Genomic DNA, 12,782 nt, shown 5'->3' with positions numbered 1-12,782 from the left:
GGAACGATCTGCCGCACAGGCCCGGAGTGCAGAGGGCGCGGCCATTGCGCCCTTTGCCTGGTCGCCCGCAGCGGGGCAGTAAAAAATGACTTTACGTAATGGCGAACAGAACCCTGGCGGATTGATATATTGCATGTCAGCGCAAACGTTACGTCACAGCCCCCGGCCATTGCGCCCTCCCGGACTTATATATTCAAACCAACTCAAAAACTGATTCTCCGATAAAACGGTTGCTCCGGTGTGCTATCTGCGCTTAGATCATATCTTCAATTAAGATATTGCCCGCCGGGTTTAACCATTCACAGCGGGATAATCTGTGTGGCGGGGTGAAAGTGAAACTGGATGAAATTGCACGTCTGGCAGGGGTTTCCAGGACGACAGCGAGTTATGTGATCAATGGCAAGGCCAGGCAATACCGGGTCAGTGAAAAAACGGTAGAGAAAGTGATGGCCATCGTCCGTGAATATAATTATCAGCCGAATGCGGTTGCCGCCGGATTACGTGCCGGGCGGACACGCTCTATCGGGCTGGTTATTCCGGATCTGGAGAATACCAGCTACACCCGCATTGCTAAGTATCTGGAGTTACAGGCAAGACAACGGGGCTATCAGTTACTGATTGCCTGCTCCGAAGATCAGCCTGATAACGAAATCCGCTGCATTGAACATCTGCTGCAGCGTAAAGTGGATGCACTGATTGTTTCGACCTCTCTCCCTCCGGAGCACCCTTTCTATCAGCGCTGGGTTGACGGGCCTTTGCCAATAATTGCCCTCGACCGTGCGCTGGATCGTGAGCATTTCACCAGTGTGGTCGGTGCCGATCAGGAAGATGCCTTCGCGCTTTCCAGTGAGTTACGTAAGCAGCCGGTAGATAATGTCCTGTTTCTTGGCGCACTGCCTGAACTGTCCGTGAGTTTTCTGCGTGAACAGGGCTTCCGGGATGCCTGGCAGGGCGATGAACGTAGCGTAAGATTTATTTATAGCAACAGTTTTGAACGCAGTGCAGCCGCTGAAACCTTTGTCCGCTACCTGGAAAATAATCCGATGCCGTCAGCCTTGTTTACTACCTCTTTCGGGCTACTGCAGGGAATGATGGATGCCTGTTTACGGGTGAATGGTCATTTACCCGGCCATGTCTCAATTGCTACCTTCGGGGATAATGAATTGCTGGATTTCCTGGAATGTCCGGTATTGTCTGCCGGGCAGCGGCATCGGGATGTTGCTGAGAGAGTGCTGGAACTGGTGCTGGCCAGCCTGGATGAGCCCAAACGGCCTAAACCCGGATTGACCCGTATCCGTCGTAATCTTTATCAGCGGGGTAAACTGGGGCGTCGTCCCCGCTGACGCCGTCGTATTGCAGGTGTACCCTCCGGTCTGCAGTAGGTTCTGGCCGGGGTTGTTTACTTTTCTCCGGCGAAAGGTGCTTTGATCCCGTTAAGAAATTCCTTAAAATGCCGCGGGTGAATACATTGCCCGAAGTTAACAATTCCGTCGTTCTCGCCGATATTTTTTAACCTTTCCCCGCCGTGTTTTCAATTTATTGTAGTTATTCATTGGGTTAATTCTTCTGTCTCTGCATTTTGTCAGTAATGCCTCTGGAATTACGTGAATTTACCGCAGGAAATAATGTTATTAAGCGACCGTTGTCGCTTGACAAGGATTTCATCCGCTCCGTACACTCAATTAGTGGTAAAATGTGGGGTAAAGTGGTGAAACAGGTTTACTGAGGGGTACAACAGTCATGTTTCGCGGGGCAACGCTGGTTAATCTCGATAGTAAAGGCCGGATAGCAGTGCCTACACGCTACCGGGAAATACTGATCGGAGAGTCTCAGGGGCAAATGGTCTGTACTATTGACCTCCATCAGCCCTGCCTGCTGCTTTATACCCTGCCTGAGTGGGAAGTGATTGAACGAAAGTTGTCACGTCTGTCGACCATGAACCCGGCAGAACGTCGCGTACAACGCTTGTTGCTGGGGCATGCCAGCGAATGTCAGATGGACAGTGCCGGACGGTTATTACTGGCCGGGACACTCAGGCAACATGCCGGTTTACAAAAAGAAATCATGCTGGTCGGCCAGTTTAATAAATTTGAACTGTGGGATGAACAGACTTGGTATCAACAAATCAAGGAAGATATCGAAGCAGAAACTGCTCAGGACGTGTTATCTGAGCGTTTGCAGGATTTATCGCTATAGCTTATGTCGGAAAATTTTAAACATACCACAGTGCTGTTAGACGAAGCGGTCAACGGACTTAACCTTCAGAATGATGGCATCTATATCGATGGCACCTTTGGCCGTGGTGGCCATTCACGTCTGATCCTTTCACAGCTCGGGGAACAGGGGCGTTTAATCGCGATCGACCGGGATCCGCAGGCGATTGCCGCTGCTGCTGAGATAGACGATCCGCGATTTTCTATTATTCACGGGCCTTTTTCAGGGCTGGCGGAGTATGCAGAGTCGCTGGGACTGAACGGAAAGATTAACGGCATATTACTGGACTTAGGGGTTTCATCGCCGCAACTGGATGATGCAGAACGCGGATTCTCTTTTATGCGTGACGGGCCGTTAGATATGCGAATGGATCCTACCCGTGGCCAGTCCGCCGCGGAGTGGCTGTTACAGGCAGAAGAACAGGATATCGCTTTTGTGCTGAAAGCTTATGGTGAAGAACGTTTTGCTAAACGTATCGCCAGAGCAATTGTTGAGCGTAATCGTGAACAGCCGATGACCCGCACCAAAGAGCTGGCGGAGGTTATTTATAACGCGACTCCGGTTAAAGACAAATTTAAGCATCCGGCGACCCGCAGTTTTCAGGCTATCCGTATCTGGGTAAACAGCGAACTGGACGAAATCTCGCAGGCATTGAAAGGTGCACTGACGGTGCTTGCCCCGGGCGGACGTCTTTCGGTGATCAGTTTCCATTCACTGGAAGACCGGCTGGTAAAACGCTTTATGCGCGATCAAAGTCGGGGAGCGCGGGTGCCTGCCGGGTTACCGCTGACCGAAGATCAATTGAAAGCGCTGGGCGGCCGTGAATTAAAAACCCTCGGTAAACTGGTGCCCGGCGAGCAGGAAGTTTCAGATAACCCGCGTGCCCGCAGTTCGGTGTTACGTATCGCCCAGAGGACTGCCGAATGACAGGCAATGAACGTCACAGTCTTCCTGCGATTATCGGTGGTGATCTGTTACGTCATGGCAAATTACCGTTGCTGTTACTTATTGCGGTGCTGGCCTCGGCAATTATGGTGGTGATTACTACCCATAAAACCCGGTTACTTACTGCTCAGCGCGAGCAGTTGGTGCTGGAAAAAGATTCGCTGGATATTGAATGGCGAAATTTGATCCTCGAAGAGAATGCTCTGGGGGATCATAGCCGGGTCGAACGGCTGGCTATCGAAAAGCTTCATATGCAGCATGTTGATCCTTCTCAGGAAAATATTGTGGTTCAACCATAGGAAATCGGTAACGGCATGAGCAGCGCGAAAAAAACGCTGAATTCCAGAAAGTCAGAAAATAAGGCCAGCTTTATAAGCTGGCGTTTTGCGTTACTTTGTGTCGGTATTCTGGTTGCCTTGCTGGGGCTGGTATCACGGGTCGGATATTTACAGGTCGTCAACCCGGATCGTTTAGTTAAAGAGGGGGATCTGCGGTCATTACGGGTGCAGGCTGTCCCGGCTTCCCGTGGCATGATAAGTGATCGCGGTGGCCGGCCTTTAGCGGTAAGTGTGCCGGTGAATGCCGTATGGATAGACCCGAAAGAGCTGAATGAAAAAGGGGGGATCACGCTCGACAGTCGCTGGAAAGCACTGGCTGATGCACTTTCAATGACTCAGGACCAGCTCTACGCGAGGGTCAAAACCAATCCTAACGGCCGTTTTATCTATCTTGCAAGACAGATTAACCCGTCGATTGGCGAATATATTCAGAAACTCAAACTGCCGGGGGTTTACCTGCGGCAGGAATCCCGTCGTTATTATCCGGCAGGCCAGGTAACGGCCCATTTAATAGGTTTTACCAATATCGATGGTATCGGTATTGAAGGTGTCGAAAAAAGTTTTGACCAGTGGCTGACCGGAACGCCGGGTGCACGCACGGTGCGTAAGGATCGCCAGGGGCGGGTAATTGAAGATATTTCTTCCGTCGACAGCCAGGCCGCCCATAACCTTACCCTGAGTATTGATGAACGTCTGCAGGCGCTGGTGTACCGGGAGCTTAACAATGCTGTTGCATTTAACAAGGCCGAGTCAGGCTCTGCCGTACTGGTGGATGTTAATACCGGTGAAGTGCTGGCAATGGCTAACAGCCCCGCATACAACCCGAATAATCTCGGAACAACCACCAAAGATGCGATGCGTAACCGGGCGATCACCGATATTTTTGAGCCGGGATCGACCGTGAAACCAATGGTGGTTATGACCGCGCTGGATCGGGGAGTTGTCCGTGAAGGCAGTGTAATCAATACGGTGCCGTACCGGATTAATGGTCATGAAATTAAAGATGTCGCCCGCTATAACGAGCTGACCCTGACCGGAGTATTACAGAAGTCGAGCAATGTCGGGGTTTCCAGGCTGGCATTAGCCATGCCTTCTTCTGCTCTGGCTGAGACTTATGCTCGTTTTGGTCTCGGCAAGCCGACCAACCTCGGTCTGGTGGGTGAAAGTACGGGGATTTACCCTAAAAAACAACGCTGGTCTGATATCGAAAGGGCTACTTTCTCGTTTGGTTATGGCCTGATGGTGACACCATTACAGTTAGCCCGTGTCTACGCGACTATCGGCAGCTACGGCATTGCCAGACCGTTATCGATTACCAAAGTCGATCCTCCGGTCGCCGGTGAACGGGTATTCCCTGAAGCGACCGTGAAAACCGTACTACATATGATGGAAAGTGTCGCACTACCAGGCGGCGGTGGCGTGAAGGCGGCAATTAAAGGGTACCGGATAGCGATCAAAACGGGGACGGCCAAAAAAGTCGGCCCTGATGGTCGTTATATTAATAAATATATCGCCTATACGGCAGGGGTAGCTCCCGCCAGTCATCCGCGTTTTGCTCTGGTGGTCGTGATTAACGATCCACAGGCCGGTAAGTATTACGGCGGGGCAGTTTCAGCTCCGGTATTCGGCGCGATTATGGGAGGGGTGTTACGCACCATGAACATCGAGCCTGATGCCTTACCGGCCAATGAAAATAATGATTTAGTGATTAACCGAAATGAGGTTTCAAGTGACAGATCGTAACTTGCGTGACCTGCTGGCGCCCTGGGTGCCTGGTGCGCCGGAACGTCAGCTGAAAGAAATGACACTGGACAGCCGTACGGCGGCTTCCGGCGATCTGTTTGTGGCAGTGACGGGGCATAGTGTCGACGGGCGCCATTATATTCCCCAGGCCATTGCCCAGGGGGTAGCGGCAGTGATTGCCGAGGCTGACGGTGAGGCCACCGACGGTGATATCCGTGAACTGCATGGCGTGCCGGTGATTTACCTGAAACAGTTGTCTCAGCGTTTATCGGCACTGGCCGGGCGATTTTATGGACAGCCAGCAGAAAAACAGACGCTGATCGGTATTACCGGTACTAACGGAAAAACAACGACCAGCCAGTTACTTGCCCAGTGGGCTCAGCTGTTGGGAGAAACATCCGCAGTTATGGGTACGGTGGGTAATGGTCTATATGGTCATCTTATCCCGAGCGACAATACCACTGGTTCAGCGGTAGATATTCAGCAGCAACTGGCTGGATTAGCCGCACAGGGTGCAACCCTGACGGCCATGGAAGTGTCTTCTCACGGGCTGGTGCAGCACAGGGTTGCAGCATTGCCATTTGCTGCGGCGGTATTTACTAATCTCAGCCGTGATCACCTGGATTACCATGGTGATATGCAAAGCTATGAAGCTGCCAAGTGGTCACTGTTCTCTGAGCATCAGGCCGGGCAGGCCATTATTAATGCCGATGACGACACCGGCCGGCGCTGGCTGAGGAAACTGACAGATGCCGTGGCTGTGACTATGCAGGGGCAGATTCCGACAGATCACCATGGCCGCCGTCTGGAAGCGACTCGTATTGAGTATCTGGATAAAGGGGCGAAGGTCTCTTTCCGCTCTGACTGGGGAAGTGGCGAACTTACAAGCCCGCTGATGGGAGCTTTCAATGTCAGCAATATGCTGATGGCGATGTCAACATTACTGGCTCTGGGCTACCCGTTAGCTGCCCTGTGTGAAACGGCGGGGCAGTTACAGCCGGTCTGTGGCCGTATGGAGGTGTTCCATGCACAAGGACGTCCGACGGCGGTGGTTGATTATGCTCATACGCCGGATGCTCTGGAGAAAGCGCTGACGGCGGCCCGTTTACACTGTCGGGGCAAACTGTGGTGTGTGTTTGGCTGTGGCGGTGATCGGGATAAAGGCAAACGCCCGCTGATGGGGGCCATTGCCGAGCAGCTGGCTGATCATGTCGTGATTACGGATGATAATCCTCGCAGTGAGGAACCGCAGGCTATTGTCAGGGATATCCTCAATGGCCTGTTGGATGCAGGCAAGGCTCAGGTCGTACCGGGCCGGGCACGCGCGGTAACCCATACCCTGATGCAGGCTGGTCCGCAGGATATTGTACTGGTGGCGGGAAAAGGCCATGAAGACTATCAGATCATTGGTCAGCGGCGGATGGATTACTCTGACAGAACGACCGTTGCCGCATTGCTGGGGGTATTGGCATGATCAGTGTAACACTGCAACAACTGGCAACATTAGCCCGCGGACAACTGTCCGGAGACCCGCAACTGAGTTTTTCTGCGGTAACGACCGATACCCGTAAAGTCACAGCAGGCTGCCTGTTTGTTGCTTTAATCGGGGAACGCTTCGACGCACATGATTTTATTGCTGACGCCATTAAGGCCGGAGCCTCAGCTCTGCTGGTCAGTAAACCTCTGCCTGTGGATATTCCGCAGGTAGTGGTCAGAGATACACGTATTGCGTTTGGCGAACTGGCGGCTTTTGTTCGCCAGCAGGTACCGGCCCGGGTTGTAGCCCTGACCGGTTCTTCGGGAAAAACCTCCGTTAAGGAGATGACGGCTTCGATCCTCAGACAATGCGGTAATACCCTGTATACCGCCGGTAACCTGAATAATGATATCGGGGTGCCGATGACCCTGTTACGGCTGACCGGAGAACATCAGTTTGCCGTTATTGAACTGGGGGCTAACCACCAGGGAGAAATCGCCTATACCACGGCAATGGTTCGTCCGGAGGCAGCGCTGGTGAATAACCTGGCTGCGGCACATCTGGAAGGGTTTGGTTCTCTGGCCGGGGTGGCAAAAGCCAAAGGTGAAATTTTTGGCGGATTAACAGAACACGGGATCGCGATACTGAATGATGACAGCAACGACTGGCCGCACTGGCAGGCTCAGCTGTCTGATAAAACGGTCTGGCGTTTTTCTCCGCTGGCAGGCTCCGTCGCCGACTTTCATGCCAGTGATATTGTTGTCAGCGGTGCAGGGACCTCATTTACTTTACATTCTCCTCAGGGAACAGTTGCGATACAACTGCCTCTGCCGGGACGACACAATATTGCGAATGCACTGGCCGCCGCGGCACTGGCGCTGGCTGTCGGTGCGCCGCTTCCGGCGATTGCTGCCGGACTGAGTGAGCTGACACCGGTTGCAGGACGTTTATTCCCGATCAGGCTGTCAGAACATCAGCGTCTGCTTGATGACAGCTATAACGCTAATGTCGGTTCAATGACCGCAGCGGCGCAGGTACTGGGCGAAATGCCGGGCTACCGGATTATGGTGGTCGGGGATATGGCGGAGCTGGGAGACGAAGCCGAACAGTGCCATCGTGCTGTTGGCCTGGCTGCCTGTGAAGCCGGTATCGATAAAGTTCTGAGTGTCGGATTCCTGAGTCAGTACATTTCTCAGGAAAGCCGCCACGGTGAGCATTTTTCCGATAAACCGGCACTGGTTGCCCGGTTACGGACATTATTATCTGAACATCAGGAAGTTACCATTTTGATTAAAGGTTCGAGAAGTGCTGCTATGGAAGATGTGGTTCAGCAATTACAGGAGAAAGTTACATGTTAGTCTGGCTGGCTGAACACCTGGTGCCGTTTTATTCAGGATTCAATATCTTTTCGTACCTGACGTTCCGGGCGATTGTCAGTTTACTGACATCGCTGTTTATCAGTCTGTGGATGGGGCCACGCTTAATCGCCTGGCTGCAAAAATTACAGATTGGCCAGGTTGTCCGTAACGATGGCCCTGAGTCACATTTCAGTAAACGTGGCACGCCGACGATGGGCGGCCTGATGATTCTGACGTCGATTACTATTTCTGTATTAATGTGGGCTTACCCGTCTAACCCTTATGTCTGGTGTGTGCTGGTGGTACTGATTGGTTACGGTATCGTCGGTTTTGTCGATGACTACCGCAAAGTGGTACGTAAAGATACCAAGGGACTGATCGCTCGCTGGAAATATTTCTGGCAGTCAGTGATCGCCCTTGGGGTTGCTTTTGCCCTGTATGCCATAGGTAAAGACACCCCGGCCACTCAGCTGGTTGTCCCTTTCTTTAAAGATGTGATGCCTCAGTTAGGGATCAGCTATCTGCTGCTGACCTACTTTGTGATTGTCGGTACCAGCAATGCGGTTAACCTGACCGATGGGCTGGACGGTCTGGCGATTATGCCAACCGTATTTGTCGCGGCTGGCTTTGGTCTGGTCGCCTGGGCAACCGGTAACGTAAATTTTGCAGAGTATCTGCATATCCCCTATCTGCGTCATGCGGGTGAGCTGGTGATTGTCTGTACGGCGATTGTCGGGGCAGGGCTGGGCTTTCTTTGGTTTAACACTTATCCGGCACAGGTGTTTATGGGTGATGTCGGCTCACTGGCCCTGGGCGGTGCATTAGGGACGATTGCCGTATTATTACGTGAAGAGTTTTTGCTGGTGATTATGGGAGGGGTCTTTGTCGTAGAGACACTTTCGGTCATCTTGCAGGTCGGGTCATTTAAGCTTCGCGGGCAGCGTATCTTCCGGATGGCACCTATTCATCACCATTATGAATTGAAGGGCTGGCCTGAGCCGCGCGTGATTGTACGCTTCTGGATTATTTCATTAATGCTGGTTCTGATTGGGCTGGCGACCCTTAAGGTACGTTAATTATGACTGACTATCGGGGCAGGAAAGTTGTCATTATCGGACTCGGGCTTACCGGCCTGTCCTGTGTTGATTTCTTTTTAGCGCGCGGGGTTATACCCCGCGTGATTGATACCCGAGTCTCTCCGCCGGGGCTGGATAAATTACCGGAAGCCCCGCAGCGTCATCTCGGGGGGATCAACGAGGACTGGCTGCTGGAGGCAGATTTGATTGTCGCTAGCCCGGGAATGGCGTTGTCACACCCGGCACTGGCGTCGGCCGCTGACGCCGGTGTGGAAATTGTGGGCGATGTCGAGTTGTTCTGTCGGGAAGTTCGTGCCCCGGTAGTGGCTATTACCGGTTCTAATGGTAAAAGCACGGTGACCACCCTGGTCGGTGAAATGGCCAAAGCGGCGGGCTGGCAGGTGGGGGTCGGCGGTAATATTGGTTTACCGGTACTGTCCCTGCTGGATACTCCAGCTCAGCTTTATGTGCTGGAACTGTCCAGCTTTCAGCTGGAAACCACCCATAGCCTGGCGGCAGCGGCGGCAACCATTCTGAATGTGACCGAAGACCATATGGACCGTTATCCGCTGGGAATGCAGCAATACCGCGCAGCAAAATTACGTATTTATGAAAATGCCCGCGTCTGTGTGGTAAATGCCGACGATGGCCTGACGATGCCGGTGCGCGGTGTGGATGAGCGTTGTATCAGTTTCGGGGTGAATATCGGTGATTATCATCTGAATACCCAGCAGGGAAGTACCTGGTTACGGGTAAACGGCGAAAAGGTACTGGATACCCGCGAAATGCAGCTGACCGGACAGCATAATTATACCAATGCATTAGCCGCGCTGGCGCTGGCGGATGCCGTCGGTTTACCCCGCGCCACCAGCCTGAAAGCGCTGACCACCTTTCCGGGGCTGAGCCACCGTTTCTGTCTGGCGTACCGCAACAACGGGGTGGACTGGATTAATGATTCAAAGGCGACCAATGTCGGCAGTACCGAAGCCGCGCTGAAAGGGTTAAAAGTTCAGGGTACATTATGGCTGCTGCTGGGCGGTGACGGTAAATCTGCGGATTTTTCACCGTTACAGGCTTATCTGCAGGCGGACAACCTGAAAATTTATTGCTTTGGCCGGGATGCTGCGGCATTAGCGGCATTGCGTCCTGATGCCTCGGTATGTACCGACACGCTGCAGCAGGCGATGGTCAGGATTGCTTCCCTGACCCGTCCGGGAGATATGGTGTTGCTGTCTCCGGCCTGCGCCAGCCTCGATCAGTTTAAAAATTTTGAGCAGCGTGGTGATCTGTTTACCCGTTTAGCGAAGGAGTTAGGCTAATGCGTATTCCTGGCCTGGCACTGCCGGGCGCATTGTTGATGTCGATTGGCAGCCGGTTAAGAGACTGGGTAATGGGTGCCAGAGAAAGTGATGATACTGCCATTATTCTCTATGACCGAACCCTGTTATGGCTGACCTTTGGCCTGGCGATTATTGGTTTTGTAATGGTGACTTCGGCTTCTGTGCCGGTGGGCCAGAGAATGAACGATGATCCCTTCTATTTTGCCAAACGTGATGCCTTTTATCTCGGGCTGGGATTTGCCATCTCTTTGGTGACCTTACGGTTACCGATGTCGTTCTGGCAGCGTTACAGCAACGTGATGTTACTGGCGTCGGTGGTGATGTTACTGGTGGTACTGGTGGTCGGCAGCTCGGTTAACGGGGCATCGCGCTGGATTGCCCTGGGGCCATTACGTATTCAGCCGGCAGAGTTTTCCAAACTGTCACTGTTCTGTTATCTCGCCAGTTACCTGGTCCGTAAGGTCGATGAAGTCCGGAGTAATATCTGGGGCTTTTTAAAACCGATGGGCGTCATGGTAGTACTGGCAGTGTTATTGCTGGCTCAGCCTGACCTCGGGACAGTGATTGTTCTGTTTGTAACTACCCTGGCCATGTTGTTTCTGGCCGGGGCCAAGCTATGGCAGTTCCTGGCGATTATCGGCTCCGGAATCTTTGCCGTAATACTGCTGATTATTGCGGAACCCTACCGTATGCGGCGTGTCACGTCGTTCTGGAATCCGTGGGCGGATCCTTTTGGCAGTGGTTATCAGCTGACCCAGTCATTGATGGCTTTTGGCCGCGGTGAATTCTGGGGGCAGGGGCTGGGGAACTCGGTACAGAAACTGGAGTATTTACCCGAAGCGCATACGGATTTTATCTTCTCGATTATTGGTGAAGAACTCGGCTTTTTCGGTGTAGTACTGGCACTTTTGATGGTATTCTTCGTCGCTTTTCGTGCTATGTCCATTGGCCGCAGGGCCCTGGAGATGGAACAACGTTTTTCGGGATTCCTGGCATGTGCCATTGGTGTCTGGTTTAGCTTTCAGGCTCTGGTCAATGTCGGGGCGGCAGCCGGTATGTTACCGACCAAAGGTCTGACGTTACCGTTGATCAGTTATGGTGGTTCCAGCCTGATCATTATGTCGACAGCAATAGTGTTGTTATTACGAATAGATTATGAAACACGTCTGACCAAAGCTCAGGCGTTTACCCGGAGTGCTCGATGAGTGGCAAACGACTGATGGTCATGGCCGGAGGCACTGGCGGACATGTGTTCCCCGGCCTGGCGGTGGCCCATTATCTGATGGAGCAAGGCTGGCAGGTACGCTGGCTGGGAACCGCAGATCGCATGGAAGCCGATTTGGTACCAAAACATGGTATTGATATCGACTTTATCCGTATCAGCGGGTTACGTGGTAAGGGCGTTAAAGCACAGTTGCTGGCACCCTGGCGGATTTTTACCGCATGGCGTCAGGCCCGGGCAATCATGAAAGCCTGGAAACCGGATGTTGTGCTGGGGATGGGGGGATATGTCTCCGGTCCCGGCGGTCTGGCAGCCTGGAGTTGCGGTATTCCGGTGGTACTGCATGAACAAAATGGTATCGCGGGCCTGACAAATAAAGGGTTATCGAAGATAGCCAGCAAAGTGATGCAGGCTTTCCCCGGTGCGTTTGCGGATGCGGAAGTCGTGGGTAATCCGGTGCGTACTGATGTACTGGCCCTGCCCGGCCCCGCGCGGCGTTTTGCCGACAGAGAAGGCCCGATCAGGGTACTGGTGATTGGCGGTAGCCAGGGGGCGAGGATCCTTAATCAGACAATGCCGCAGGTTGCCGAAAAAGCCGGTGACAGTATTACCCTCTGGCACCAGACCGGGAAAGGTGCCCTTGAGGCGGTGAATGCTCTCTATGCCAGTGCCGGACAAACAGGGCATCGGGTGGCGGAATTTATCGATGATATGGCCGAAGCCTATGCCTGGGCGGATGTGGTGGTTTGTCGTTCCGGGGCTCTGACGGTCAGCGAGATAGCCGCCGCAGGCCTGCCAGCGATTTTTGTGCCTTTTCAGCATAAAGACCGGCAGCAGTACTGGAATGCCTTGCCTCTGGAAAAAGCCGGTGCGGCAAAAATTTTTGAACAGCCGGATTTTACTGCGCAGGTTGTGGCAGAGACTCTGGCTGGATGGGATCGTCAGCAATTACTGGCGATGGCCTTAAAAGCCCGCGCAATAGCGATCCCTGATGCAACAGAACGTGTAGCAAATGAAGTGGCGAAAGCCGCCGGATGAACAATGCTCTTAATGAGCGGCTGCCCTGCGA

General features: G+C 53.0%; 11 protein-coding genes. All 11 read left to right on the top strand.

Going from position 1 to position 12,782, the window contains the following annotated elements; genetic code table 11:
* Window positions 1-332 precede the first annotated feature (332 nt).
* On the top strand, window positions 333-1,343 hold the full coding sequence (gene cra, locus JK211_RS14395; RefSeq protein ID WP_212709367.1) for a catabolite repressor/activator: 1,011 nt from the start codon (window positions 333-335) through the stop codon (window positions 1,341-1,343).
* Window positions 1,344-1,740: 397 nt separating this feature from the next.
* Complete coding sequence (mraZ, locus tag JK211_RS14390) at window positions 1,741-2,196, top strand: division/cell wall cluster transcriptional repressor MraZ (protein WP_212709366.1); 456 nt, start codon at window positions 1,741-1,743, stop codon at window positions 2,194-2,196.
* A gap of 3 nt (window positions 2,197-2,199) precedes the next feature.
* Window positions 2,200-3,141 (top strand): 16S rRNA (cytosine(1402)-N(4))-methyltransferase RsmH, encoded by a 942-nt coding sequence (gene rsmH, locus JK211_RS14385; RefSeq protein ID WP_212709365.1) that lies wholly within the window; start codon window positions 2,200-2,202, stop codon window positions 3,139-3,141.
* Window positions 3,138-3,458, top strand: a complete 321-nt coding sequence (gene ftsL, locus JK211_RS14380; protein ID WP_212709364.1) for a cell division protein FtsL — start codon at window positions 3,138-3,140, stop codon at window positions 3,456-3,458. The genes rsmH and ftsL overlap by 4 nt, the downstream gene beginning before the upstream one ends.
* Window positions 3,459-3,473: 15 nt before the next feature.
* Window positions 3,474-5,240 carry a peptidoglycan glycosyltransferase FtsI gene (locus tag JK211_RS14375; RefSeq protein ID WP_212709363.1) on the top strand — a complete coding sequence of 589 codons (1,767 nt, stop codon included), beginning with the start codon at window positions 3,474-3,476 and terminating at the stop codon, window positions 5,238-5,240.
* Window positions 5,227-6,714, top strand: coding sequence for a UDP-N-acetylmuramoyl-L-alanyl-D-glutamate--2,6-diaminopimelate ligase (murE, locus tag JK211_RS14370; protein ID WP_212709362.1), 1,488 nt, complete (start codon window positions 5,227-5,229; stop codon window positions 6,712-6,714). Before JK211_RS14375 ends, murE begins: the two co-directional genes overlap by 14 nt.
* Complete coding sequence (gene murF, locus JK211_RS14365) at window positions 6,711-8,075, top strand: UDP-N-acetylmuramoyl-tripeptide--D-alanyl-D-alanine ligase (RefSeq protein WP_212709361.1); 1,365 nt, start codon at window positions 6,711-6,713, stop codon at window positions 8,073-8,075. Before murE ends, murF begins: the two co-directional genes overlap by 4 nt.
* A complete protein-coding gene (gene mraY / locus JK211_RS14360) occupies window positions 8,069-9,151 on the top strand; it encodes a phospho-N-acetylmuramoyl-pentapeptide-transferase (protein ID WP_212709360.1) in 1,083 nt (360 codons plus the stop codon). The genes murF and mraY overlap by 7 nt, the downstream gene beginning before the upstream one ends.
* A 2-nt stretch (window positions 9,152-9,153) precedes the next feature.
* A complete protein-coding gene (gene murD, locus JK211_RS14355; protein ID WP_212709359.1) occupies window positions 9,154-10,470 on the top strand; it encodes a UDP-N-acetylmuramoyl-L-alanine--D-glutamate ligase in 1,317 nt (438 codons plus the stop codon).
* Window positions 10,470-11,696, top strand: coding sequence for a cell division protein FtsW (gene ftsW / locus JK211_RS14350; protein ID WP_212709358.1), 1,227 nt, complete (start codon window positions 10,470-10,472; stop codon window positions 11,694-11,696). Before murD ends, ftsW begins: the two co-directional genes overlap by 1 nt.
* Complete coding sequence (murG, locus tag JK211_RS14345) at window positions 11,693-12,751, top strand: undecaprenyldiphospho-muramoylpentapeptide beta-N-acetylglucosaminyltransferase (RefSeq protein WP_212709357.1); 1,059 nt, start codon at window positions 11,693-11,695, stop codon at window positions 12,749-12,751. The genes ftsW and murG overlap by 4 nt, the downstream gene beginning before the upstream one ends.
* Window positions 12,752-12,782: the final 31 nt, after the last annotated feature.

The sequence above is a fragment of the Tatumella sp. JGM130 genome (assembly GCF_018257525.1).
In the GTDB taxonomy this organism is placed as follows: Bacteria; Pseudomonadota; Gammaproteobacteria; order Enterobacterales; family Enterobacteriaceae; genus Tatumella; species Tatumella punctata.
The sequence above is the reverse complement of the archived record's forward strand: the minus strand, read 5'-3'. Positions and strand labels throughout refer to the sequence as shown.

Bases quoted from the DNA above. Each gene is read 5' to 3' on its own strand.
- mraZ (WP_212709366.1), top strand. From the start codon at position 1,741: ATGTTTCGCGGGGCAACGCTGGTTAATCTCGATAGTAAAGGCCGGATA.
- rsmH (WP_212709365.1), top strand. From the start codon at position 2,200: ATGTCGGAAAATTTTAAACATACCACAGTGCTGTTAGACGAAGCGGTC.
- ftsL (WP_212709364.1), top strand. From the start codon at position 3,138: ATGACAGGCAATGAACGTCACAGTCTTCCTGCGATTATCGGTGGTGAT.
- JK211_RS14375 (WP_212709363.1), top strand. From the start codon at position 3,474: ATGAGCAGCGCGAAAAAAACGCTGAATTCCAGAAAGTCAGAAAATAAG.
- murF (WP_212709361.1), top strand. From the start codon at position 6,711: ATGATCAGTGTAACACTGCAACAACTGGCAACATTAGCCCGCGGACAA.
- mraY (WP_212709360.1), top strand. From the start codon at position 8,069: ATGTTAGTCTGGCTGGCTGAACACCTGGTGCCGTTTTATTCAGGATTC.
- murD (WP_212709359.1), top strand. From the start codon at position 9,154: ATGACTGACTATCGGGGCAGGAAAGTTGTCATTATCGGACTCGGGCTT.
- ftsW (WP_212709358.1), top strand. From the start codon at position 10,470: ATGCGTATTCCTGGCCTGGCACTGCCGGGCGCATTGTTGATGTCGATT.
- murG (WP_212709357.1), top strand. From the start codon at position 11,693: ATGAGTGGCAAACGACTGATGGTCATGGCCGGAGGCACTGGCGGACAT.